This window comes from Marmoricola sp. Leaf446, assembly GCF_001424755.1.
GTDB lineage: Bacteria > Actinomycetota > Actinomycetes > Propionibacteriales > Nocardioidaceae > Marmoricola.
In genome coordinates this window covers 492,021-516,627 of sequence record NZ_LMRF01000006.1, presented here as the reverse complement: position 1 = coordinate 516,627, position 24,607 = coordinate 492,021, and the positions used below count along the sequence as shown (strand labels likewise).

Annotated in this window: 20 protein-coding genes; 15 read left to right on the top strand and 5 right to left on the bottom strand. The window is 73.2% G+C overall.

From position 1 onward, the window contains the following. Positions 1–2,619: a valine--tRNA ligase gene (gene valS, locus ASG49_RS17080; protein ID WP_056544332.1), complete on the bottom strand. Its 2,619-nt coding sequence runs from the start codon at positions 2,617–2,619 to the stop codon at positions 1–3. Positions 2,620–2,702: 83 nt separating this feature from the next. Here valS and ASG49_RS17075 point away from each other — a divergent pair, with 83 nt between their 5' ends. Together ASG49_RS17075 and ASG49_RS17070 are read left to right on the top strand one after the other, a co-directional pair. Further along, positions 2,703–4,091 (top strand): folylpolyglutamate synthase/dihydrofolate synthase family protein, encoded by a 1,389-nt coding sequence (locus ASG49_RS17075; protein ID WP_056544330.1) that lies wholly within the window; start codon positions 2,703–2,705, stop codon positions 4,089–4,091. Further along, a complete protein-coding gene (locus ASG49_RS17070; protein WP_056544325.1) occupies positions 4,091–4,465 on the top strand; it encodes a DUF4233 domain-containing protein in 375 nt (124 codons plus the stop codon). Before ASG49_RS17075 ends, ASG49_RS17070 begins: the two co-directional genes overlap by 1 nt. Here ASG49_RS17070 and ASG49_RS17065 read toward each other — a convergent pair. Beyond that, a complete protein-coding gene (locus ASG49_RS17065; protein WP_200936367.1) occupies positions 4,462–5,364 on the bottom strand; it encodes an NADP-dependent oxidoreductase in 903 nt (300 codons plus the stop codon). The genes ASG49_RS17070 and ASG49_RS17065 overlap by 4 nt on opposite strands. A gap of 82 nt (positions 5,365–5,446) precedes the next feature. Here ASG49_RS17065 and ndk point away from each other — a divergent pair, with 82 nt between their 5' ends. From ndk to rodA, 6 genes are all read left to right on the top strand, one after another. Further along, on the top strand, positions 5,447–5,854 hold the full coding sequence (gene ndk, locus ASG49_RS17060) for a nucleoside-diphosphate kinase (RefSeq protein ID WP_056544319.1): 408 nt from the start codon (positions 5,447–5,449) through the stop codon (positions 5,852–5,854). A gap of 110 nt (positions 5,855–5,964) precedes the next feature. After that, entirely contained in the window at positions 5,965–6,990 is a 1,026-nt protein-coding gene (locus ASG49_RS17055) for a rod shape-determining protein (protein WP_056544316.1), read from the top strand. A gap of 3 nt (positions 6,991–6,993) precedes the next feature. Beyond that, positions 6,994–7,956 carry a rod shape-determining protein MreC gene (mreC, locus tag ASG49_RS17050; protein WP_235562148.1) on the top strand — a complete coding sequence of 321 codons (963 nt, stop codon included), beginning with the start codon at positions 6,994–6,996 and terminating at the stop codon, positions 7,954–7,956. Further along, entirely contained in the window at positions 7,956–8,471 is a 516-nt protein-coding gene (gene mreD / locus ASG49_RS17045) for a rod shape-determining protein MreD (protein WP_056544312.1), read from the top strand. Before mreC ends, mreD begins: the two co-directional genes overlap by 1 nt. 9 nt (positions 8,472–8,480) lie before the next feature. Further along, a complete protein-coding gene (mrdA, locus tag ASG49_RS17040; RefSeq protein WP_056544309.1) occupies positions 8,481–10,613 on the top strand; it encodes a penicillin-binding protein 2 in 2,133 nt (710 codons plus the stop codon). 4 nt (positions 10,614–10,617) lie between these two features. Then, the gene (rodA, locus tag ASG49_RS17035) at positions 10,618–11,811 is read left to right on the top strand and encodes a rod shape-determining protein RodA (protein ID WP_056544305.1); all 1,194 of its coding nucleotides are present in this window, start codon (positions 10,618–10,620) and stop codon (positions 11,809–11,811) included. Here rodA and ASG49_RS17030 read toward each other — a convergent pair. Continuing rightward, entirely contained in the window at positions 11,792–13,708 is a 1,917-nt protein-coding gene (locus tag ASG49_RS17030) for an ATP-binding protein (protein ID WP_156384402.1), read from the bottom strand. The two genes, rodA and ASG49_RS17030, sit on opposite strands and share 20 nt — an antisense overlap. A 160-nt stretch (positions 13,709–13,868) precedes the next feature. Here ASG49_RS17030 and ASG49_RS17025 point away from each other — a divergent pair, with 160 nt between their 5' ends. The 7 genes from ASG49_RS17025 to ASG49_RS16995 all read left to right on the top strand — a co-directional run bounded on the left by ASG49_RS17025 (position 13,869) and on the right by ASG49_RS16995 (position 22,140). Further along, on the top strand, positions 13,869–16,775 hold the full coding sequence (locus ASG49_RS17025; protein ID WP_235562147.1) for a Na+/H+ antiporter subunit A: 2,907 nt from the start codon (positions 13,869–13,871) through the stop codon (positions 16,773–16,775). Further along, positions 16,775–17,209 carry a Na(+)/H(+) antiporter subunit C gene (locus ASG49_RS17020; protein WP_056544298.1) on the top strand — a complete coding sequence of 145 codons (435 nt, stop codon included), beginning with the start codon at positions 16,775–16,777 and terminating at the stop codon, positions 17,207–17,209. The genes ASG49_RS17025 and ASG49_RS17020 overlap by 1 nt, the downstream gene beginning before the upstream one ends. Next, entirely contained in the window at positions 17,206–18,906 is a 1,701-nt protein-coding gene (locus tag ASG49_RS17015; protein WP_056544296.1) for a Na+/H+ antiporter subunit D, read from the top strand. Before ASG49_RS17020 ends, ASG49_RS17015 begins: the two co-directional genes overlap by 4 nt. A gap of 7 nt (positions 18,907–18,913) precedes the next feature. After that, positions 18,914–19,477, top strand: coding sequence for a Na+/H+ antiporter subunit E (locus ASG49_RS17010; RefSeq protein ID WP_056544294.1), 564 nt, complete (start codon positions 18,914–18,916; stop codon positions 19,475–19,477). After that, on the top strand, positions 19,474–19,773 hold the full coding sequence (locus tag ASG49_RS17005; protein WP_056544291.1) for a monovalent cation/H+ antiporter complex subunit F: 300 nt from the start codon (positions 19,474–19,476) through the stop codon (positions 19,771–19,773). Before ASG49_RS17010 ends, ASG49_RS17005 begins: the two co-directional genes overlap by 4 nt. Continuing rightward, entirely contained in the window at positions 19,770–20,129 is a 360-nt protein-coding gene (gene mnhG, locus ASG49_RS17000; RefSeq protein WP_056544288.1) for a monovalent cation/H(+) antiporter subunit G, read from the top strand. The genes ASG49_RS17005 and mnhG overlap by 4 nt, the downstream gene beginning before the upstream one ends. A gap of 76 nt (positions 20,130–20,205) precedes the next feature. Next, positions 20,206–22,140, top strand: coding sequence for a TIGR03960 family B12-binding radical SAM protein (locus tag ASG49_RS16995; RefSeq protein WP_056544285.1), 1,935 nt, complete (start codon positions 20,206–20,208; stop codon positions 22,138–22,140). 3 nt (positions 22,141–22,143) lie between these two features. Here ASG49_RS16995 and ASG49_RS16990 read toward each other — a convergent pair whose 3' ends face one another. Beyond that, positions 22,144–23,355 carry an alpha/beta fold hydrolase gene (locus tag ASG49_RS16990; protein WP_056544282.1) on the bottom strand — a complete coding sequence of 404 codons (1,212 nt, stop codon included), beginning with the start codon at positions 23,353–23,355 and terminating at the stop codon, positions 22,144–22,146. Continuing rightward, positions 23,352–24,590, bottom strand: a complete 1,239-nt coding sequence (locus ASG49_RS16985) for an MFS transporter (protein ID WP_056544280.1) — start codon at positions 24,588–24,590, stop codon at positions 23,352–23,354. The genes ASG49_RS16990 and ASG49_RS16985 overlap by 4 nt, the downstream gene beginning before the upstream one ends. Positions 24,591–24,607 lie beyond the last annotated feature (17 nt).

The following is a 24,607-nucleotide window of genomic DNA, read 5'->3' as shown; positions in this document are numbered from 1 at the left end:
TCAGCGCTTGGGCGGGGGATCGCCCAGGGTGGCCTCGACCGTGACGTCGCCGGTCGCCTCGACCAGCTCGACCTCGCCGGTGATGGAGCCGACGGCGCGCAGGTCGCGCTCGGCGGCCCTGACGGCGTCCAGAGCCGGGGCCGGTCCCGCGACCCGGGCGTGCAGCACCGGGGTGCGCATCCCGACCTTGGCCGTCGACTTGGCGCCGCGGACCCCCGCCAGCACCGCTGCCACGGCCGTCAGCGCAGCGGCGTCGCCGCCGGTCGTGTCACCGAGCTCCTCGGTCGTGGGCCACGGGGAGCGGTGCACCGAGCCCTGCTGCCACCACGACCACACCTCCTCGGTCGCGTAGGGCAGGAACGGGGCGAACAGCCGCAGCTGCACGTGCAGCGCGGTGGCCAGCGCGGCGCGGGCGGACGCGGTGTCGGGGTCGTCCCCGTCTCCCTCCCCGCCGTAGGCGCGCTCCTTGACCAGCTCGACGTAGTCGTCGCAGAAGTCCCAGAAGAACCGCTCGGAGACCTCCAGCGCGGTCGTGTAGTCGTAGGCCTCGAACGCGCGCGTCGCCTCGACCACGGTGGCGTCGAGCCGGGCCAGCAGCGCCCGGTCGACCGGGACGGTGACCGCGGCCGGGTCGACCGTGGTCGCGCCCACGCTGCCGAGCACGAACTTGGCGACGTTGAGCACCTTCATCGCCAGCCGACGGCCGACCTTCATCTGGGTCTCGTCGAAGGGGGAGTCCAGCCCCGGGCGGGCCATGGCGGCACGCCAGCGCACCGCGTCGGCGCCGTACTTGTCCAGGACGTCAGAGGGGACGACGACGTTGCCCTTGGACTTCGACATCTTCTTGCGGTCGGGGTCGACGATGAAGCCCGAGATGAGGGCGTGGGTCCACGGGGCGGCGTGGTTCTCGAAGTGCGCGCGGACGACCCGCGAGAACAGCCAGGTGCGGATGATGTCGTGCGCCTGCGTGGCGAGGTCCATCGGGAAGACGCGCTCGAAGAGGTCGGGGTCGCTCTCCCAGCCGCCGGCGATCTGGGGGGTGAGCGAGGAGGTGGCCCAGGTGTCCATCACGTCAGGGTCGCCGATGAAGCCGCCCGGGCGGCCGCGCTGGTCCTCGGTGAAGCCGGCGGGCGCGTCGGTCGAGGGGTCGACGGGGAGCTGCTCCTCGCGCGGCATCAGCGGGTGCTCGTAGTCGGGCTCGCCCTCGCCGTCGAGGGGGTACCAGACCGGGAACGGGATGCCGAAGAAGCGCTGCCGCGAGATCAGCCAGTCACCGTTGAGACCACCGACCCAGTTGTCGTAGCGGTGCTTCATGTGGGTGGGCACCCAGGTGATCTCGGCGCTGCGCTCGAGCATCTCGGTGCGCAGGTCGGCGTCGCGGCCGCCGTTGGTGAGGTACCACTGCCGCGTGGCCACGATCTCGAGCGGCTTGTCGCCCTTCTCGTAGAAGTTGGCCATCCGCTGGGTCGGCCTGGGCTCCCCGTCGAGGTCTCCGGACCCGCGCAGCGCGTCGACCATCGCCTCGCGGGCGCTGAAGGTCGTCTTCCCCGCCAGCTCGGCGTACGCCGCTGCTGCCGCCGGCGCGGACAGCCAGGACGGGGTCTCCCGGGTCAGCCGCCCGTCGCGCCCGACGACGGTGCGCACGGGCAGCTGCAGCTCACGCCACCAGGTGACGTCGGTCAGGTCGCCGAAGGTGCAGCACATCGCGATTCCGGCGCCCTTGTCGGGCTCGGCCGCCGGGTGCGCCAGCACGGGGACCTCGACGCCGAAGACGGGCGAGGTCACGGTGGTGCCGAACAGCGCGGCGTAGCGCTCGTCGTCGGGGTGGGCGATCAGCGCCACCACGCTCGGGATCAGCTCGGGCCGCGTGGTCTCGATGTGGACCGGGCCGTCGGCGCCGTGGAAGGCGACGCGGTGGTAGGCGCCGGCGTACTCGCGGGCCTCGAGCTCGGCCTGGGCGACCGCGGTCTGGAAGGTCACGTCCCACAGCGTGGGGGCCTCCTGCAGGTAGGCCTCGCCGCGGGCGAAGTTGCGCAGGAACGCGCGCTGGCTCACGGTCTGCGCCTTCGGCCCGATGGTCGTGTAGTGCTGCGACCAGTCCACCGAGAGGCCCAGCGTGCGCCACAGCTGCTCGAAGACCTGCTCGTCCTCCTCGACCAGCTGCTCGCACAGCGCGACGAAGTTGGGCCGGCTGATCGGGACCTGCCGCTTGGGGTCGGGCTTCTGCGGCGGCGTGAAGTCGGCGTCGTAGGGCAGCGAGGGGTCGCAGCGCACCCCGAAGTAGTTCTGCACGCGCCGCTCGGTCGGCAGGCCGTTGTCGTCCCAGCCCATGGGGTAGAACACCGACTTGCCGCGCATCCGCTGGAACCGTGCGACCAGGTCGGTGTGGGTGTAGCTGAAGACGTGGCCGACGTGCAACGACCCCGAGACCGTCGGGGGAGGGGTGTCGATGGAGTAGACGTTGCTGCGGGGCTGGGTGCGGTCGAAGGCGTAGGTGTCCTGCTCCTTCCAGCGCTGCGACCAGGTCGCCTCGAGGCCCTCCAGCGCGGCCCGGTCCGGTACGACGACCGCGGGTGCGGCGGTCGGCGTGGACGCGTCGGACGGGGAGGGGGAGGTCATGCCCGGATCCTACGAAACGCCTCACCGGCTCGGCGGCGGCACCTCGGGCCGGAGGGAGGGGTGCCGCCTAGACTCGGGGGGTCATGACTGAGCTCCCGCCGCAGGCCCGTCCCGCCGAGACCTACGCCGAGGTGGAGGACGCCCTGCTGAGCCGCTGGCCCGAGACCCGGCTCGAGCCGTCCCTCGACCGGATCACCGCGTTCCTCGAGCTGCTGGGCGACCCGCAGCGGGGCTACCCCGCGATCCACCTCACGGGCACCAACGGCAAGACCTCGACCGCGCGCATGGTCGAGACGCTGGTGGTCGCCCTCGGGCTGCGGGTGGGTCGGTTCACCAGCCCCCACCTGGAGTCGATGACCGAGCGGATCAGCCTCGACGGGGAGCCGATCAGCGAGGAGGCCTTCGTGGCCGCCTTCAACGACGTCGCGCCCTACACCCACCTCGTCGACGAGGACGGCCCGCACCCGCTGTCGTTCTTCGAGACCGTCGTCGGCATGGCGTACGCCGCGTTCGCCGACGCCCCGGTCGACGCGGCCGTGGTCGAGGTCGGCATGGGCGGCACCTGGGACGCCACCAACGTCATCGACGCGGGAGTCGCGGTGCTGACCCCGATCGCCGTGGACCACGCGCGCTACCTCGGCGACACCCCGGCGGCGGTGGCCCTGGAGAAGGTCGGCATCGTCAAGCCGGGCGCGACCGTCGTCAGCGCGGTGCAGGACGACGACGTGGCCGTGGTCGTGGCCGAGCGGTGCGCCGAGGTGGGCGCCACCCTGGTCCGCGAGGGCATCGACTTCGGCGTCGCCGCGCGCACCCCCGCCGTCGGCGGGCAGGTGCTCTCGCTGCAGGGGCTCCGCGGCCGCTACGACGACCTCTTCGTGCCGCTCTACGGCGCCCACCAGGCCCAGAACGCCGCCCTGGCGCTGGCCGCCGTGGAGGCCTTCGTCGGCGGCGACGACCCGCTCGACGCCGAGGTGGTGCAGGCCGCCTTCGCCGAGGTGACCTCGCCCGGCCGCCTCGAGGTCGTGCGCCGCTCGCCCACCGTCGTCCTCGACGCCGCCCACAACCCGCACGGGGCCGCAGCGCTGGTCGCCGCCCTGGAGGACTCGTTCGTGTTCTCCCCGCTGATCGGCGTGATCGCGGTGATGGGGGACAAGGACGTCGAGGGGCTGCTCTCCGAGCTCGAGCCGGTCCTGGCCCACGTCGTGTGCACCCGCAACAGCAGCGACCGGTCGACGTCCCCGGCGGAGCTCGCCGAGGTCGCACGGGGCATCTTCGGCCAGGACCGGGTCAGCGAGGCCGACCGGCTCTCCGACGCCGTCGACCAGGCCGCCGCACTTGCGGAGGCCGGCGGGGCGCTCGGCGAGGCGATCGGCTCGGGGGCGGTGCTCGTCACCGGCTCGGTCGTCACCGTCGGCGAGGCCCGCAGCCTGCTGGTCCGGACCCGCGAGCACACCCGCGAGCGGGAGGCCTGATGCAGCGCCGCCTGTGCGCCGCGATCCTCAGCCTCGAGGCGATCGCGTTCGGCCTGAGCACCCCGGTCCTGATCGCCGTGGCGGGGGTGCCGGCCGGCACCGCCGTGGTGATCGGCGTGGGGCTGCTCGTGGCCTGCGTGCTGGTCGCCGGGCTGCTGCGGTTCCGGTGGGCGTACGCCGTCGGGTGGGCCGTGCAGGTGGCCGCGATCGCCGTGGGCATCGAGGTCCGGGCGATGGTCTTCCTGGGCCTGGTCTTCCTGGCGCTGTGGGCCACGGCGTACTTCCTGGGGGCCAAGATCGAGCGCGAGCGGGCCGAGTGGACCGCCACCGGGCGCTTCCCGGGCGCTCCGCAGACCGGCGCCGACGGGTCCTAGTCGACCCGCAGCACCAGCTTGCCGCGGGCGTGGCCCTCCTGGCTGCGCGCGTGCGCCTGCGCCACCGAGGTCCACGGCAGCACCTCGTCGAGCACCACCCGGAACCGGCCCTGCGCGACCAGCTCGGCCACCTCCTCCAGGGCGGGTCCGGCGGGCTCGCTCCCGTCGCTGACCTGGACGCCCAGCTCGGCGGCCCCGAAGTCGACGAGGGTGAGCACGCGGTGCGGGTCGCTCGTCAGCCCGACCAGCTCGGGCACCGACCCGCGTCCGGCCAGGTCGAGCGCCCCGGCGACCGGCGCGCTCGTCAGCGCCCGGACGCGGTCGGGCAGCCCGGGGCCGTAGGTCGTGGCGGCCGCTCCGAGGTCGCGCAGGTGGTCGTGGTTGTGGGCCGACGCGGTGCCGACGACCTCGATCCCGCGGGCGACCGCGAGCTGCACGACGGCGGTGCCGACGCCGCCGGCCGCGCCGTCCACCACGAGCAGGTCACCGCGCGCCAGGCCCAGCAGGCGCAGCGCGCGGGCGGCGGTCTCCGCCGCCGCGGGTAGGGCGGCGGCCTCGGTGTCGGTGAGTCCGTCGGGCACCCGCACGAACCGCCGCAGCACGACGTGCTCGGCGGTGGCGGCGCTGCCCGAGCCGAGGACCCGGTCGCCGATCGCGACGCCCTCGACGCCGTCGCCGAGCTCGTCGACGACACCGGCGGCCTCGCTGCCGGGGACGTGGGGGAGGGTGACCGGCGCGAAGGCGGCCATCGCGCCGGAGCGGACCTTCCAGTCGTAGGGGTTGACCCCGACCGCGGTGGTGCGCACCCGCACCTGCCCCGGCCCGGGGTGGGGGTCGGGGCGGGTGCCCTCGTGGAGCACCTCGGGACCGCCGTACTCGTCGAACTCCATGACACGCATGGGCCCATCCTGCCGCCCGTCCTGCCGCCCGTCATGCGGCCCGGTCTGCCGCCCGGCCCGCTCCTTGCCCTAGGTTGCTCCCATGTCGCAGCGCACCCTGGTCCTGCTCAAGCCCGACGCCGTCCGCCGGGGCCTGGTGGGGGAGATCCTGTCCCGCTTCGAGGCCAAGGGCCTGACCCTGGTGGCGCTCGAGCTCCGCCACATCGACGCGGCCCAGGCCGACGCCCACTACGCAGAGCACGTCGAGCGCGACTTCTACCCGCCGCTGCGCGACTTCGTCACGAGCGGCCCGCTGCTCGCCGCGGTGCTCGAGGGCGACGAGGCGGTCGAGGTCGTGCGCGGCCTCAACGGTGCCACCGACGGCCGCAAGGCGGCCCCCGGCACCATCCGCGGCGACCTCTCGCTGTCCAACCGCGAGAACCTCGTGCACGGGTCCGACAGCCCGGAGTCGGCCGAGCGCGAGATCGCGCTCTGGTTCCCCGCGCGCTGAGCTCCCGGACCGGCGGCGTGTCGTCGCCCTAGGCCCTTCCCGGGCTCATACCCTCGCGTCACGGGAGGACGTGCGGCCTCCCGCTTCCCCGGGAACAGCGAGGCGTAGCGATGCCCAACAGTCTGATCGGCCGTGACATGGCGGTGGATCTCGGCACGGCCAACACGCTGGTCTACGTGCGTGGCCGCGGCATCCTCGTCGACGAGCCGTCGGTGGTGGCACTGCACGAGCAGACCCAGGAGATCCTGGCGGTCGGCCACGAGGCCAAGCGCATGATCGGCCGTACGCCGGACGGCATCACCGCCATCCGGCCGCTCAAGGACGGCGTCATCGCCGACCTCGACGCGACCGAGGAGATGCTGCGCTTCTTCATCCAGCAGGTGCACAAGCGCCGCTACTTCGCCAAGCCCCGGATGATCATCTGCGTGCCCAGCGGTGTGACCGCCGTGGAGCAGCGTGCGGTCAAGGAGGCCGGCTACCAGGCCGGCGGCCGCCGGGTCTACATCATCGAGGAGCCGATGGCCGCCGCGATCGGCGCCGGGCTGCCGGTGCACGAGGCGACCGGCAACATGGTCGTCGACATCGGCGGCGGCACCACCGAGGTGGCCGTGATCTCGCTGGGCGGCATCGTGACCACGCTGAGCGTGCGCACCGCCGGTGACGAGATCGACCAGGCGATCGTGGCCTGGATGAAGAAGGAGCACTCCCTGATGCTGGGGGAGCGCACCGCCGAGGAGATCAAGATGACCCTCGGGTCGGCCTTCCCGCTCCCGCAGGAGCGCCAGGCCGAGGTCCGCGGCCGCGACATGGTCTCCGGCCTGCCCCGCACCGTCAACGTGTCCAGCCCCGAGATCCGTCGCGCGATCGAGGAGCAGCTGCACAGCATCGTCGACGCCGTGCGCACCACGCTCGACCAGACCCCGCCCGAGCTGGCCGGCGACATCATGGACCGCGGCATCGTGCTGACCGGTGGCGGTGCGCTGCTGCTGGGCCTCGACGAGCGGATCCGCCACGAGACCGGGATGCCGGTCCACATCGCCAGCGACCCGCTGACCTCGGTCGCCCTGGGCGCGGGCAAGTGCGTCGAGGAGTTCGAGGCGCTCCAGCAGGTGCTCGTCACGGACCGCAGGCGGTAACGGGTGGCTCGGCAACGACTGCGCGGTGGGCGCCGCACCGCCGCCCGCCCCTCCCTGCCCGACGGCGAGCGCGGCACCGGCTTCGGCCGCCGCCAGCGCTCGGGCTCCTCGCGCGTGGTGGCGGGCCTCATGGTCGCGGCCTCGGTCGCGGTGATCACCGTCGACGCCGCCGGTGGCGAGGCGTCGCCCGTCGACCCCGTCCGGCACGCCGTCGGCACCGTCGTGGGCCCGGTCGAGACCGGCAGCGCCACCGCCGCGCGCCCGCTGCGCGAGGCGCTGGCCTACTTCAGCTCCAACCGGTCGCTGCGCGAGGAGGTCGCGACGCTGTCGGCGCAGAACTCCAGGCTCCGCACCCAGGCCGAGCAGGTCCCGCTGGACCGCAACCGGCTCGCCGAGCTCGACGGACTGACCCGCACCGCCAACCGCACCGGCCGGGCGCTGGTCGCGGCCCGCGTCGTCGGCATGGGGCCGATGCAGTCGTTCTCGCGCACCGTGACCATCGACGCCGGCACCTCCTCGGGGGTGGGTCGCGACATGACGGTGCTCAACAACGACGGCCTGGTGGGCCGGGTGATCAGCGCGACCGCCAGCACCGCGACCGTGCTGCTCGTCGTCGACACCGAGTCGGTCGTCGGCGGCCGCCTGGGCTCCAACCTCGAGATCGGCTTCCTGCGCGGCCGCGGCGTCACCGCCGACCGGGGGCGCCTCGACCTCGACCTCGTCGACAACGCCGCGAGCCCCGCCCAGGGCGACACCGTGGTGACCTGGGGCAGCCAGAACGGCCGGCCCTACGTCGCCGGCATCCCGATCGGCACCGTCGAGTCGGTCTACTCGACGCCCCGCGAGCTGGCCAAGCGGGCCGTGATCGACCCCTACGTCGACTTCACCTCCCTCGACGTCGTCGGCGTCGTGGTGGACGAGGACACCGACGGTGACCGCATCGTCGTCAACGGACGGGGTCAGTGATGTCGGGTCTCTACCGCACGCTCGTGCTCGCGCTGGTGGTCGTCCTGGCCGTCGTGGCGCAGGTCGCCGTGCTCCCGGTGGTCGCCGTCAACGGGGTGGTGCCCAACCTGGCGCTGCTCGTCGTCGTCGCCGCCGCGCTCGTCCGCGGGCCGGAGGTCGGCGTGGCCGTCGGTTTCGCCGCCGGGCTGCTGCTCGACCTCGCCCCGCCCGCCGAGCACGTCGCCGGCCGCTGGGCGCTGGCGTTCGTGCTGGCCGCGATCCTCGCCGGCCGGGTGCGCGACGACGCGCGCGACAGCCCGCTCGCCGCCCTCGCCACCGTGGGGGCCTGCTCCTTCGTCGCCACCTCGGTCTTCGCGCTGTCCGGCCAGGTGCTCGGCGACCACGCCGTCCCGGTCGGCCAGATGATCGGCGTGGTGTTCCTCGCCCTGCTGTGGGACGTGGTCGTCGCCCCTCTCGTCCTCCCCGTGCTGATGCGGCTGCTGACGCGCAGCCCCGCGCGCGAGCTCGCCGTCTAGAAGGGCCTCATGGCTGCCGTCCTGATCCGCCCCAACGCCTCGGAGAAGAGCAGGCTGCGCCTGTTCGTCGTCCAGGCGCTGGTGGTCTCGCTGTTCCTCACCCTGTTCGTCCGGCTCTGGTACATGCAGGTCGCCACCGGCGAGGGCTACCAGGCCGCCGCGGCCGAGCAGTCGGTGCGCGACGTCGTCGTGCAGCCGGCCCGCGGCCTCATCGTCGACGACGTCGGGCGGCCCCTGGTCGCCAACCGCAGCAGCTGGGTCGTCAGCGTCGACCGCACCCTGCTCGGCAAGCTGCCCGAGGACATCCGTGAGCGCACCCTCGACAAGCTCGCCCGGGTGGTGAAGGTGGACCGCCCGACCATCGACGCCCGGATGGTGGTGTGCGGCCAGAGCGGCGCCGAGGCCGGCAGCTGCTGGAACGGCTCGCCCTACCAGCCGGTGCCGGTCGCGCGCGACGTGCCGCAGCAGGTCGCGGTCAAGCTGCTCGAGCGCACCGAGGAGTTCCCCGCGGTGCTGGCCCAGCAGGAGAGCGTGCGGGCCTACCCCAACCCGTTCGGCGTCAACGGCGCCCACGTCCTGGGCTACCTCAGCCCGATCACCGGCGGCGAGCTCGAGGAGGCCGACAAGGAGGGGGACACCTCGGTCAACGGCGCCTCCGTGGTCGGTCGGGCCGGCGTGGAGAAGGCCTACGACCGCTACCTGCGCGGCACCCCGGGCTACAAGAAGGTGGCCGTGGACTCCATGGGTCGCGTGCTCGGCGACTCCGGCGAGATCGAGGCGACGCCGGGCGCCACGCTGGTCACCTCCATCGACGCCGAGGTCCAGGGGTACGTCGAGAAGCAGCTCGCCGAGACCATCCAGACCGCCCGGGGGACCACCGACACGGTCACCGGCCGTCGCTACGCCGCGGACAGCGGGGCCGCCGTGGTGCTCGACGCCAAGACCGGTCGGGTCGTGGCGATGGCCAGCCAGCCGACGTACGACCCCGAGGTGTGGTCCGGCGGCATCACCACCAAGCAGCTCGACCGGCTCTACTCCGAGGAGGCCGGCACCCCGCTGCTCTCGCGTGCCACCCAGGGCCAGTTCGCGCCGGGCTCCACGTGGAAGCCGATGATGACGGCCGCTGCGCTGTCCCACGGCTACAGCCCCGAGACCGTGCTCGCCTGCGGGTCCGGCTTCCAGGTCGGCAACCGCACCTTCAAGAACTACGAGTCCGGCGCCTACGGCTACATCACCTTCGCCAAGGCGCTCGAGGTCTCCTGCAACACGTTCTTCTACAAGATCGGCTTCGACTACTGGCAGCAGCTGGGCAGCGACGAGACCGACGTCGACGCCGAGGACCCGCTGGTCTCGATGGCCAAGACCTTCGGCTTCGGCAAGCCCACCGGCATCGACATCCCCGGCGAGGCCTCGGGCCGGATCGCCGACCGCAGGTGGAAGCTCGCCTACTGGAAGTCCATGAAGGACTACTACTGCAAGATCGGCAAGCAGGACGGCAGCGACTTCCAGCACCGGTTCGCCCGCGAGTTCTGCGTCGAGGGCAGCCACTACCGTGCCGGCGACGCCGTCAACTTCGCGATCGGCCAGGGCGACACCGTGGTCACCCCGCTGCAGCTCGCCCGGGCGTACGCCGCGCTGTCCAACGGCGGCACCCTCTACGAGCCCCGCGTCGCCAAGGCGATCGTCAGCCCCGACGGCGAGCTCATCAAGGAGCTGCCGCCCGTCGTGGACAAGGAGCTGCCGGTCAAGAAGGCGGTGCTGGACTACATCGACTCGGCGCTCGAGAACGTCGCGTCGGTCGGCACCATGGCCTGGCGCCTCGAGGGCTTCCCGCTCGACAAGGTGACGATCCGCGCCAAGACCGGCTCGGCCGAGGTCTACGGCAAGCAGAGCACCTCCTGGGTCGCCTCCTACACCAAGGACTACGTCGTGGTGATGATGGTCAGCCAGGGCGGCACCGGCTCGGGCACCTCCGGCCCGGCGATCCGCAAGATCTGGGAGAAGCTGTACGGCGTCGCCGGGACCGACGTGCGTCCGGGCCAGGCCGCCATCGCCGGCACCACCCCGCCCGCCGGGCTGCCGACCTTCGCCGACGACGGCTCGATCCTGCCGCCGGCCACCTCGCGCCCGAAGGGGGACTGAGGCCATGACCGTCCTGCCGCTCCACCGGTTCTCCGTGGCCCGCAGCCGCGTCGTCGTGCCCCCGCTGGACTGGGTGCTCGTCGGCTGCGCGGCGCTGATCATGACCATGGGCACGCTGCTGGTGTGGTCGGCGACCGCCACCAACGACGTGCTCACCGGCGGCGACTCCACGGCGTACCTCCACAAGCACCTGGTCAACGTCGTCATCGGCCTGGTGCTCGCCGCGGTGGTGATGGCCACCGACCACCGGTGGGTCCGCATCGTCACCCCGCTGGTGTACGCCGGGTCGGTGGTCGGGCTGCTGCTCGTGCTCGTCATGGGCAGCACCATCAACGGCTCGCGCTCGTGGCTGATGATCGGCGGCCTGTCGATCCAGCCGGCCGAGTTCGCCAAGCTGGCCGTGGTGATCGGCATGGCGATGATCGTCGCCGAGCGCACCGAGAACTCCCGCCGCCGCAAGGTGGGTGTCGTCGACGTCGCGCTGATGGGCGCCGTGGCCGGCCTGCCGGCGATCCTCATCATGGCCCAGCCCGACCTCGGCACCATGCTGGTGCTGACCGCCACCGTCTTCGGGGTGCTCGCCGTCGCCGGGGTGCCGCGGCGCTGGTTGGTGGGCCTGTTCGCCGGCGGGGTGACGCTGGCGGTGCTGGTGGTCGCCGCCGGGGTGCTGAAGACCTACCAGATCAACCGGTTCCTGGCCTTCACCAACCCCGACCTCGACCCACGGGGCGCGGGCTACAACACCACGCAGGCCCGGATCGCGATCGGCAACGGCGGGCTGTTCGGCCAGGGTCTCTTCGACGGCTCGCAGACGCGCTCGCGCTTCGTGCCCGAGCAGCACACCGACTTCATCTTCACCGTCGCCGGCGAGGAGCTCGGGCTGGTCGGCGCGGGCCTGCTGATCGTGCTGTTCGCGGTGCTGCTGTGGCGGGCGCTGCTCATCGCCCGGCACGCCGAGGACATGTTCGGTCGGGTGGCGGCCGCGGGCATCGCGTGCTGGTTCGCCTTCCAGACCTTCCAGAACGTCGGGATGTGCCTGGGCATCATGCCGGTCACCGGCGTGCCGCTGCCGCTGGTCTCCTACGGCGGGTCGTCGATGTTCGCCTCGATGATGGCGATCGGGCTGCTGGTCAACATCGGGATGCGCGGGACCGGCACCGGCCGTCCGGGCTTCGGCGTCAGGCCGCTGGGACGGTGAAGGCGAAGGTGCTGCCGCCCCCGGGGTTGCGCCGCGCCGTCATCTGACCCCCGTGCATCGCCACGATGCGCCGGGTCAGCGCCAGGCCGAGGCCGGTGCCCTGCGAGCGCCCCTCGGCGGGACCGCGGTGGAACTCCTCGAAGATCCGCTCCTCCTCGCCCTCGGGAACGCCGATGCCCCGGTCGACGACCTCGACCCGCACCCACCCCGGCTCGTCGTCCTCGTGCGACCTGAGGGTGACCACCGGCACCTCGCCCGGCGCGGTGTACTTCACGGCGTTGTCGACGAGGTTGTCGAGCAGCTGGCGCAGCAGGCCCGGGTCGGCCCGCACCCGGTGCGCCAGGTCGAGCTCGAAGCGGGGCTCGTCGTGGTCGAGGCCCGCCGAGCGGCGTGACTCCACCAGGCCGCCGACGACCTCGTCCAGCGCGACCACCTCGGGGTGCAGCCGGCCCTCCTGCACCACGGCGTAGTTGAGCCAGTCCTCGATCACCTGGCGCATCCGCTGGCTGGCGTCGCGGGCCCGGGCCAGCGCCGCCTCGCCCTGACCCGGGTCGTCCTCGACGACCTCGAGCCAGCCGTCGAGCACGGTCAGCGGGCCGCGCAGGTCGTGGGCCACCATGCTGGCGAAGCTGCTGAGCTCGCGCACGCGCGCACGCTGCGCGGTCACGTCGTGGAGCAGGAGCAGCCGGGAGGCCCGGGTGCCGTGCTGCACCGACTGGGCCGAGACCTCCAGCAGCCGCGCGTCGGCCCCCCGGCCGACCCGCACCTCGAGCCGGTCGCCGTCCTCGCCCTCGTAGAGCACGCGCCGCAGCACGTCGTCGGTCAGCGGCTGGCCGTCGAGGGTCTGCAGCCCGTAGGTCTCGCTCCAGGCGATGTCGTGGTCGAGCGGCACCGGTCGGCCCAGGAGCTGGCGGCTGGCGCTGTTGTGGCGGCGTACCCCCTCCGGACCGACCACCAGCACGCCCTCCTCCATCGCGTCGAGCACCGCCTCGAGCAGCCCGCGCTGCGCCTCGGACTCCCGGCCCCGGGCGTCGAGCTGCTCGATCAGCCGGGCCCGCTGGTCGCGCATCAGGGCCAGCAGCAGCGCGAAGGCGGAGCTGGCCACGACGAGCAGGTCGACGATCGAGGCCGCCGGGAGCAGGCCGGCGTAGCCGAACTGGTTCTGGGGCAGGTAGGTCATCCCGGCGGCCACCAGGGCGACGTAGAGGGTCAGCCAGGCGGTGCCGCGCACGGTCAGGGTCATGCCGCCCCACACGCTCGGCACGATGAGCAGCCACGACAGCGGGAGCGAGGGGTCGTGGTAGGTCCCGACCACGCACAGGGCGGCGACGGCGGCGAGGCCGACGCGGTGGAACCACGCGCTGGGCGCCAGCGCCTCCGGCTCCTCGCGGTGCAGCAGCACGCAGAGGATCAGGCCGCCGACGAAGCTGAACACGGCGTTGCGCAGCACCCACCACAGCAGCACCTTGCTGGGCAGGTCGGTGAGCGCCAGGCCGGGGTAGCCGCCGAGCAGGCCGACCAGGAGCGAGGAGACCACGGCCGCCGCCAGCAGGGTGCCGACGTCGGCGGCGTGGCGCGGTGACCATCCCGGCGCGCCCCGCCCCCGGCGGTACGCCGCAGCCATGGCGAGCGGCTGCAGCACCGCGACGACGCCGAACCACACGGCGTACGACGGGGGCTGGCCGAGCGCCAGCGCGGTGACCGTGACCACGACCACCATCGCCCCGAGCACGCCGAGGAGGCTGGGCCGGTCGAGGTCCCAGACCAGGGTGAGCAGCACGAAGCCGACGCCACCCAGCGGCCAGACCTCGGCGATGCGGGGGTCGACGGTGAAGCTGTCCAGACCCATCCAGGGCGCCAGCAGGTAGCAGCAGCCGACGAAGCCGAGGCGTCCCACCTGACCGTGCACGATGCGCCACCCCCGAGCCCGCAGTGTAGGCGGCTGCGGGGCCGACGTCCCCCCAACGGGGCCCGCCGGACGGTTCGCGCCCGCTCCCTAGTATTGGCCCTCCACGCCCCGACCTCGTCCCCACGACCGACCCGACCGGAAGGCCGCAGTGCTGCTCGCGATCGTCGCTGCCCACTTCGTGGCCGCCGCGACCGCCCCCGTGCTGGTGCGCCGGCTCGGGCCCCGCGCCTTCCTGGCGCTGGCGGTGGTGCCGCTGGTGGCCACGGTGTGGGCGCTGACCCGCACCGGGCAGGTCCTCGACGGCCGCCCGGTGACCCAGGTGGTGCGCTGGGCGCCGGGCCTGGACCTGGAGCTGGCGTTCTCGCTGGGGTCGCTGCAGTGGCTGATGGTGCTGGTCGTCGCGGGCATCGGGGTGCTGGTGATGGCCTACTCGGCCTTCTACTTCTCCGACGGCACGCCCGGACTGGTGGGGTTCACCACCAGCTTCACCGCCTTCGTCGGCGCGATGCTCGGCCTGGTGCTCTCCGACGACCTCATCGTCCTGGTCGTGTTCTGGGAGCTGACCACGATCTTCTCCTTCCTGCTGATCGGCTTCGAGCCGACCAAGCGGGCCTCGCGGCTGGCCGCGATGGAGGCGCTGCTGGTCACCACCCTCGGTGGCCTCGTGATGCTGGTCGGCGTCCTGGTGCTGGGCCACGAGGCCGGCACGATGCGCATCTCCACGATCCTGGCCGACCCCCCGGAGGGCACCGCCACCACCGTGGCGGTGCTGCTGCTGCTCGTCGGGGCGCTCAGCAAGTCCGCCCAGGTGCCCTTCCACTTCTGGCTGCCGGGCGCGATGGCGGCGCCCACCCCGGTCAGCGCCTACCTGCACGCCGCCTCCATGGTCAAGGCCGGCCTCTACCTCGTCGCGCTGCTCGCCCCGGCCTTCGCCGGCGTCCCCGGCTGGCACCTCACGCTGCTGACGCTGGGCACGCTCACCATGCTGCTCGGCGGCTGGCGGGCGCTGCGTCAGCTCGACCTCAAGCTGCTGCTCGCCTACGGCACCGTGAGCCAGCTCGGCTTCCTGCTGGTGGTGCTCTCGATCGGCAGCCGCACGGCCGCGCTCGCCGGGACGGGCGTGCTGCTGGCCCACGCGTTGTTCAAGGCCACCCTGTTCCTCACCGTCGGCGTGGTCGACACGCTCACCGGCACCCGCGACCTGCAGCGGCTCTCGGGTCTGGGGCGCCGCCTGCCCGTGCTGGCGGTCGCCGCCGGCCTGGCCGCGGCCTCGATGGCGGGCCTGCCGCCGCTGCTCGGCTTCGTGGGCAAGGAGACGCTGTGGGCCGCGCTGCTCGAGCTCGCCGACGGCGAGACCCCGGGCGTCCCCGCCTGGGCCGGCACCCTGGTGCTGGTCGGCCTGGTGCTCGGCTCCGCCCTGACCGCGGGGTACGCCGCCCGGTTCTGGTGGGGAGCCTTCGCCCGCAAGCGCGACGTGGAGGACAGCGCCCCGCTGCCGCTCTCGCCCGGCTTCGGCGCGGCGCCGGTGGTCCTCGCCGGGCTCAGCCTGGGGCTCGGTCTCGCCGGGGCGGCGCTGACCGCCGTGCTCGCGCCGTACGCCGACCAGCTGCCCGCCCGCGGCCACGACGAGTACCTCGCGCTGTGGCACGGCCTCGAGCTGCCGCTCCTGCTCAGCGCCGTCTCGATCGGGGCCGGCTACCTCGTCTTCCGCTGGCGCGACGCGCTGTGCCGGCTGCAGGCGCGGTTCGTCGCCCCGCTCCAGGCCGAGCAGGTCTACCGGTGGGGGATGCGGCTGCTCGACCGCGTCGCGGTCGAGGTCACCGGGTCGTTCCAGCGCGGCTCGGTCTCGATCTACCTCGGCGTCATCCTCACCGTGGTGCTGGCCGCGCCCGGTGGCGCCCTGGTCCACGGCCTGGTGACCGGGGGGCTGCCGGCGCCGGAGTGGGTGCTGTGGGACCGCGGCGGACAGCCGCTGGTGGCCCTGGTGATGGTGGCCGCGGCGATCATGACGGTGCGGTCGCGCCGCCGGCTGCGCGCCGTGGTGCTGGCCGGGGTCACCGGCTACGGCTGCGCGGTGCTCTTCCTGCTGCACGGCGCCCCCGACATCGCGCTCACCCAGGTGCTGGTCGAGACCGTCAGCCTGACCGTGTTCGTGCTGGTGCTGCGACGGCTGCCCGACTACTTCACCGACCGGCCGCTGCGGGTGACGCGCTTCTACCGGATGGCGCTCTCCGCCGGTGTCGGGGTCGCGGTGGCCGGCTTCGTCCTGGTCGCCGCGGCCGCGCGCAGCACCACGCCGATCTCGGAGACGTTCCCGTTGATGGCCTACGTCGAGGGCTACGGGCGCAACGTCGTCAACGTGACCCTGGTCGACATCCGCGCCTGGGACACCTTCGGCGAGATCTCGGTGCTGGTGGCGGCGGCGACCGGCGTGGCGAGCCTGATCTTCCTCGACTCCCGCTCCACCGGCATCCGCCGCGTCCACGAGATCCCCTACCCCCAGGGCGTGCAGAAGCAGTCGACCCGTCCCGGACGCCGGGTGTGGCTGCCGGGACCCCGGACGCTGAGCCCCGAGCGCCGGTCGATCGTGTTCGAGGTCGTCACGCGGCTGGTCTTCCACACCATCGTGGTGTTCTCGATCTACCTGCTGGTCGCCGGCCACAACCTGCCCGGGGGCGGGTTCGCCGCGGGCATGGTCACGGGCCTGGCGCTGATGGTGCGCTACCTCGCGGGCGGGCGCTACGAGCTCAACGAGGCCGCCCCGGTCGACGCGGGCGTGCTGATCGGGTCGGGCCTGTTCGTGGCGGCGCTGTCGGGCATCGGACCGGTTTTCGTCGGCGGCGCGGTGCTGCAGACGGCCGACGTCTACGTCACCCTGCCGCTGCTCGGCGAGGTCCACCTGGTGTCCTCGGTCGGCTTCGACATCGGCGTCTACCTCGTCGTCGTGGGGCTGGTGCTCGACCTGCTGCGCACCTTCGGCTCCCAGCTCGACCGCGAGATCCTGCGCAGCGAGCGCCAGGACGCGGCCACCCCGGAAGCGTCGGGGGTGCACTGATGGAGGTCAACCTCACCCTGCTGGCCGCCTGCGCGGTGATGAGCGGCTGCGGCGTCTACCTGCTGCTCGAGCGCAGCCTGACCCGGGTGCTCGTCGGGCTCGTGGTGCTCAGCAACGGCGTCAACCTCGCGTTCCTGGCGGCCAGCGGCCCGGCGGGGGACTCGCCGTTCTGGGGGAGCGCGGACCCCGAGGACATGTCCGACCCGCTGCCCCAGGCGCTGGTGCTCACCGCCATCGTGATCACCCTGGGCACCATCGCCTTCCTGCTGGCCCTGGCCCACCGCAGCTGGCAGCTGCACGGCCACGACGACGTCCAGGACGACGTGGAGGACGCCGCGATCCGCAGGCTCGCCCTCGACGACGCCACCTCGGACTCCTTCGGGCTGAGCACCGACGGCCAGGAGCAGGACGACCCCGTGGAGGACCGCCAGTGACGAGTCTCGTGCCGCTGCCGGTGATCCTGCCCCTGCTGGGGACCGGTGCCACCTTGATGCTGTTCCGCTTCCCGCGGGCGCAGCGGATCGTCAGCGCCCTGGTGCTCACCGCCGTGGTCGCGGTCGCGGCGGTGCTGCTGGTCTCCGTCGACCGCGACGGCACCCAGGTGGTGTGGCTGGGCGGCTGGGAGGGCCTCGGCATCGCCCTGGTCGCCGACCGGCTGGCGGTGCTGATGCTGCTGGTCTCCGCGATCGTCACCCTCGCGGTGCTGCTCTACTCCATCGGTCAGGGCATCACCGGCGACGAGCGGGAGACCCCGGTCTCGATCTACCACCCCACGTTCCTCACCCTGGTGGCCGGCGTCTCCAACGCCTTCCTGGCCGGCGACCTGTTCAACCTGTTCGTCAGCTTCGAGATGCTGCTGTTCTCCAGCTACGTCCTGCTCACCCTCGGCGGCACCGCCGCCCGGGTGCGCGCGGGCACGATCTACGTCGTCGTCAACGTGCTGTCCTCGATGCTGTTCCTGGTCGCCCTGGCCACGACGTACGCCGCGGTCGGCACCCTCAACCTCGCCCAGATCGCCACGCGCCTCGACGGGCTGCCGCCGTCGGTGGCGCTGATGATCCAGCTGCTGCTGCTGGTCACGTTCGCCATCAAGGCGGCCGTCTTCCCGCTGTCGCTGTGGCTGCCCGACAGCTATCCCACGGCCCCCGCCCCGGTGACCGCGGTGTTCGCGGGCCTGCTCACCAAGGTCGGCGTCTACGCGATCATCCGCACCCAGACGCTGCTCTTCCCCGACAGCCCGCTCTCGACGCTGCTCATGGTGGCCGCGCTGCTGACGATGGTGATCGGGATCCTCGGGGCGATCGCGCAGTCCGACATCAAGCGGATGCTGTCCTTCACCCTGGTCAGCCACATCGGCTACATGATCTTCGGGGTGGGCCTCGCGACCGAGGCGGGCACCGGCGGGGCGGTGTTCTACGTCGCCCACCACATCACCATCCAGACCGCGCTGTTCCTGGTCGTGGGGCTGATCGAGCGCCGGGCGGGCAGCACCGCCCTGCTCCGGCTCGGCGGCCTGGCCCGGCTCAGCCCACTGCTCGGGGTGCTGTTCTTCGTGCCGGCCATGAACCTCGCCGGGATCCCCCCGATGTCGGGCTTCCTGGGCAAGGTCGACCTGTTCCAGGCGGGCGTGGCCCAGGGCTCGCCGCTGGCGCTGCTGCTCGTGGCCGGCGGCACCACCACCAGCCTGCTCACGCTGTACGCCGTGGCCAAGACGTGGGCGCTGGCGTTCTGGCGCTCGCCGGAGCAGGCCCACGAGATGGCCCGGCTGCTGGTCGGGCACGGCGAGGAGGACCGGCGCGAGCAGGACCAGCAGGCGGTCCCGGCGATGGTCGAGCACCGCGGCCACGTCCACGTCGGCAGCGTCGCCTTCGGCGCCGCCGACCTCGACGAGGCCCGGCAGGTCGCCGACGCCGACGCTCCCGACCGCGACCTGCACCAGCTGCTCGAGGCCGACGCGCTGCCCGACCGGCTACCGCTGCTCATGGTGCTGCCGACCGCCGGGCTCGTCCTGGCCAGCCTGGCCATCACCGTCATCGCCGGCCCGCTGGTGGGCTACACCGACCGCGCCGCCGCCGACCTGACCGACCGCGCCTCCTACGTCGGCGCCGTGACGGACGGGGTGCCCCGGTGAGGCCGCGATGAGCCCCGAGGTCCGCACCACCCGTCGGGGGCGCACCCGTCCGGCGCGCTACCGCGCCGTGCAGTGGCCGATGGTGCTGTGGCTGACGCTGGTGTGGTGGGTGCTGTGGGGCAGCTACTCCGCGCTGTCGCTGGTCGGCGGCGTGCTCGTGGCCGTCGCCGCCTGCTGGGTCTTCCCGCTGCCGCCGCTGCGGATGCGCGTGCGGCTGCACCCGGTCGGCCTGGTGGTGCTGGTCGTGCGGTTCGCCGTCGACGTCGTCGTCGCCAGCCTGCAGGTGGCGCGCACCACGCTGTTCCCGCCCGACCCGCTGCGCAACTCCCTGGTCGAGGTGCGGCTGCGCACCGAGTCCGACCTGGTGCTCACCGCCGTGGCCGAGCTGGTCTCGCTCGTGCCCGGCACGGTCGTGGTCGAGGCCCACCGCGGCAGCCACACGCTCTTCCTGCACGCCATCGACACCGACGCCGCGGGGGTCGAGGCGGTCCGGAGCATGGTGTGGGCCCAGGAGGCGCGGGTGCTGGCCGCGGTCGGCCGCGAGGGCGTCCCGCCCGAGCCGACCCGATGAGCGCCGTGCTGACCGTCGCCGCGGTCGTGCTGGGCGTCTCGGCGATGCTGACCCTGGCCCGGATGACGATGGGCCCGACCATGCTCGACCGCGCGATCTCCTTCGACGTGCTGCTCTCGATCACGATCTGCGTGATCGCCGTGGACGCCGCGCTGCGGCGTACGGCCGAGAACCTGCCCGCCATGCTGGTCGCCACCCTGCTGGGCTTCGTCGGCTCGGTCAGCGTCGCCCGGTTCAGTCCCGGCAGCGACGACGTCGAGGCCGAGGCGGCCGACGACGAGGAGGGGGACGGATGAGCCAGGTGCTCGACGTGACGGGGGCGGTGCTGGTGCTGCTGGGCTCGGTGCTGAGCCTGGTGGCCGGCATCGGCCTGGTGCGCCTGCCCGACCTGCTGACCCGGATGCACGCCGCGACCAAGCCGCAGGTGCTCGGGCTCGTGCTGGTCACCGGCGGCCTGGCGCTGGTGCTGCGCGACGGCTCCACCACGCTGCTCCTCGGGCTCGTGGTGGTGGCGCAGCTGCTGACCATCCCCGTGGCCAGCCACATGGTCGCCCGCGCCTCCTGGCGCGGCGGCCAGGTGCGCCACGACCTGCTCGACGTCGACGAGCTGACCGGCTCGTCGACCCTGCAGGAGGACCGCGGGGCGCCCTGAGCGCGCCCTGACCGACGGGGAAGCCCCCGCGGCCGCGTACCCTGGACCGTCGTCCCCCGACCTCGGAAGGTCCTGCATGTCCGTCACCGGAGAGTCCGTCTTCGCCCGCCTCGAGCCGCACCTGCCGCGGGTCAGCAAGCCGATCCAGTACGTCGGCGGCGAGCTCGGCTCGGTCCACAAGGACTGGGCGGACACCGACGTGCGCTGGGCCCTGATGTATCCCGACGCCTACGAGGTCGGACTGCCCAACCAGGGCGTCCAGATCCTCTACGAGGTGCTCAACGAGCAGGAGGGGACCCTCGCGGAGCGCACCTACGCGGTGTGGCCCGACATGGAGGAGGTGATGCGGCGCGAGGCGATCCCGCAGTTCACCGTCGACGGGCACCGCCCGGTCCGTGACTTCGACGTCCTCGGTCTCTCGTTCTCCACCGAGCTCGGCTACACCAACATGCTGACCGCGCTCGACCTCGCCGGGATCCCGCTGCACAGCGCGGACCGCACCGACGCCGACCCGGTCGTGCTGGCCGGTGGCCACGCGGCCTTCAACCCCGAGCCGGTCGCCGACTTCCTCGACGCCGTGGCCCTGGGCGACGGCGAGGAGGTCGTGCTCAAGATCAGCGAGGTCGTGCGCGAGTGGAAGGGCGAGGGCAGCCCCGGCGGCCGCGACGAACTGCTGCTGCGCCTGGCGGTGAGCGGCGGCGTCTACGTGCCCCGTTTCTACGACGTGACCTACGCCGCGGACGGTGCGCTGCTCGGCATGCGGCCCAACCGGCCCGGCGTGCCCGACCGGGTCCGCAAGCACACCCTGATGGACCTCGACGCCTGGCCCTACCCGCGCAACCCGTTGGTGCCGCTCGCCGAGACCGTCCACGAGCGGTTCAGCGTCGAGATCTTCCGGGGCTGCACCCGCGGCTGCCGCTTCTGCCAGGCCGGCATGATCACCCGTCCCGTGCGCGAGCGCTCGATCACCACCATCGGCGACATGGTCGAGAACGGCATCCGCAAGTCGGGCTTCGAGGAGGTCGGCCTGCTCTCGCTCTCCAGCGCCGACCACACCGAGATCGGCGAGGTGGCCAAGGGACTGGCCGACCGCTACGAGGGCTCCAACGTCTCGCTGTCCCTGCCCTCCACCCGGGTGGACGCCTTCAACATCACCCTGGCCAACGAGTTCTCCCGCAACGGCCGCCGCTCGGGGCTGACCTTCGCCCCCGAGGGCGGGTCGGAGCGGATGCGCAAGGTGATCAACAAGATGGTCACCGAGGAGGACCTCATCCGCACGGTCGCGGCGGCGTACTCCCACGGCTGGCGGCAGGTGAAGCTCTACTTCATGGTCGGGCTGCCCACCGAGACCGACGAGGACGTCCTGCAGGTCGCCGACCTCGCCCGCAAGGTGATCGCCAAGGGCCGCGAGGTGGCCGGGCACAACGACATCCGCTGCACCGTGTCGATCGGTGGGTTCGTGCCCAAGCCGCACACGCCGTTCCAGTGGGCCTCCCAGCTCGACGTCGAGACCACCGACGAGCGGCTGAAGAAGCTGCGCGACCTGGTGCGGGCGGACAAGAAGTACGGCCGCGCCATCGGGTTCCGCTACCACGACGGCAAGCCCGGCATCATCGAGGGACTGCTCTCGCGCGGGGACCGTCGTGTCGGCGCGGTCATCGAGGAGGTCTGGCGCCAGGGGGCCCGCTTCGACGGCTGGAGCGAGCACTTCTCCTACGACCGCTGGATCGCCGCGGCCGAGACCGGCCTGGCCGGCACCGGCGTCGACCTCGACTGGTTCACCACCCGCGAGCGCGGCTACGACGAGGTGCTGCCCTGGGACCACCTCGACTCCGGTCTCGACAAGGACTGGCTGTGGGCCGACTGGGAGGACGCCCTCGACCCCGACTCGGTCGACGTCGAGGACTGCCGGTGGACCCCGTGCTACGACTGCGGGGTGTGCCCGGAGCTCGGCACCGACATCCAGGTCGGGCCGACCGGGCAGTCGCTGCTGCCGCTCTCGGTCGTCTGAGCCCTAGGCACGCTCGCGGGCCAGCCGGACCAGCCGGTCCAGGATGCTCGGGCCGTCGACGCGCAGCCCGTTGTGCAGGTGGGTGTCGTCGATCCAGCCGGCCACCCCGGGCAGCAGCGCCAGCGTCTCCTCGCTGAAGCGGCGCTCGACGAACGGGTCGTCGACGTAGACGACCGCCGCGCCCGGCAGGTCGACCACGGCCAGCGCGTCGGCGTCGTAGAGGCGCGGCCAGTCGTGCTCGGCGAGCAGGCGGGCCGTCGCGGCGTACGGCACGAGGGCGGGGTCGTCGTCGAAGTGCCAGCCGAAGACGTGCTCGCCCGTGAGGTGGTCCTCGTCGGGCAGGGTGCGCTCGGCCGCCCAGCCGGTGACCCCGCCGTCGGCGTAGCAGGACTCGTGGACCACCGCGTAGAGCGGGTTGCGACCGCCGAAGGGGAGCAGCGCCTCGAGGTCGGGGACGAACGCGGGGGAGCGGGGGTCGCGCTCGAGCAGGTGGTGCAGCGCGTCGGAGCCGCCGTGCAGGCCGAGCTGGTTGCCGACGGTGCGGACCAGCCGCGAGGTCAGCGGCGAGCCGTCGGTGCGGCGCAGGTCGCCGGCCCCGGCGAGCTCGAGCACCGCCCGCAGCCGGTCGGCGTCCTCGGGGTGGCGACGGTGGTGGGCGGCCTCGAGCCGACGCAGCGCGGCGTGCGTGGCGGCGTACACCTCGGTGGGCGGACGGCCCACCGGCGGCAGCCCACCGGTCACGTAGGTCTCGCGCAGGCTGTCGGGGAAGCGCGAGCGGTAGTGCAGCACGCAGAACCCGCCGAAGGACTGGCCGAGCACCGACCAGCGCCTGACCCCGAGGTGCTCGCGGAGGGCCTCGGCGTCGCGGACGATGGCGTCGGCCCGGAAGTGGGTGAGGTACGCCGCCTCGGCCGCCGGGTCGAGCGGGCGGGGCCGGGTGCCGGTGCCGTAGGGGGTGGACAGACCGGTGCCGCGCTGGTCGAGCAGCAGCACCCGGAAGTCGACCAGGGCCCGCTCCAGCCACGACGGGGCGAGCGGCTCGAGCGTGGGGCGCGGCGACTCGTGGCCGGGACCGCCCTGGAGGTAGACCAGCCACGGCCGGTCGGCGCCGTCCGCGGCCGTGATCTCGCGGGCGAACACCTCGAGCGTCGTGCCGTCCGGGTCGTCGTGGTCGAGCGGGACCGTGATCCGGTGGTCGACGACGCGGGGGCTCATCGCCGCGCCGCCTCGGGCTCGCGCAGCTGGTCCTCGACGTGCTCGGGCCGGGCGACCGACAGCCCGACGAGCAGCTGCGGCACGGCCAGGGCGAGCAGCACCAGCAGCGGCACCGTCCAGCCGCCGGTGGCGTCGTGGAGCACGCCCATGCCGAACGGGCCGACCGCGGCCAGCAGGTAGCCGACGGCCTGCGTGAACCCCGACAGCGCCGCGGTGCCGTCGGGGGTGCGGGCCCGCAGCCCGATCAGGGTGAGGATCAGCGGGAAGACGCACAGGCCGGTCCCGACCAGCACCGCCCAGAGCCAGGCGCCGGCGACCGGCGCGATCGCCAGGCCGAGGTAGCCGAGCGGGTAGCAGACCATCAGCCCCCACATCAGCGGCCGCTGGTCGTCGGTGCGGGCCGCCAGCCGGGGGATGACCAGCGAGAGCGGGATGCTCAGCCCGCCGATGACGCCCAGGAGCAGGCCCGCGGTCGTCGCGGAGAACCCGGCGTCGCGGTAGACGACGCCGAACCAGCCGTACACGGCGTACGCCTGGAGGGACTGGAGCCCGAAGAACAGCGCCATCCGTCGGCCCAGCGAGGTGCGTCCGACCTCGAGGACGCCGATCGCGCGGGTGGGGGCGGCGTCGGGGTCGCGGCGGTCGCGGCGCAGCAGGCCGATCCACGGGACGGCGGCGACGGCCGCGACCAGGGCCCACAGCAGCAGCCCGTCGCGCCACCCGCCGCCGGTGGCCTCGCCCGCCGGCACGGTCAGCGTCAGCGCGCAGGTCAGGCCGACCGCCAGGGAGGTGGTGTAGATCGAGGTCAGCAGCCCGATCCGGTCGGGGAAGTGCAGCTTGACCAGCGAGGGCAGCACCACGTTGCCGGTCGCCATGCCGGCCAGCGCCAGCAGCGAGAGCAGCAGGAACGTCGACTCGTGGTCGACGCGGCTGCGTCCTGCCAGCCCGGCGACCACGCACAGCAGCGCGACGAAGGTGAGGCGGTGGGGTCCCAGGGAGCGGGCCAGCCGGGGTGCGAGCGCACCGAAGACGGCGAAGGCGAGCACGGGCAGCGTGGTCAGCAGCCCGGCCTCGGCGCCGGAGAGCCCGAGGTCGGCGCGGAGGTCCTCCAGGACGGGTCCGATGCTCACGGCGGCGGGGCGCAGGTTGAAGGCGAGCGCCACGATCGCCACGACGACCAACGTCCGGGCGGCGAGCGGGCGGCGTACGTCGGTCACCGCGGAAGTCTCGCCCATGGCCGGGCACGGTCCGG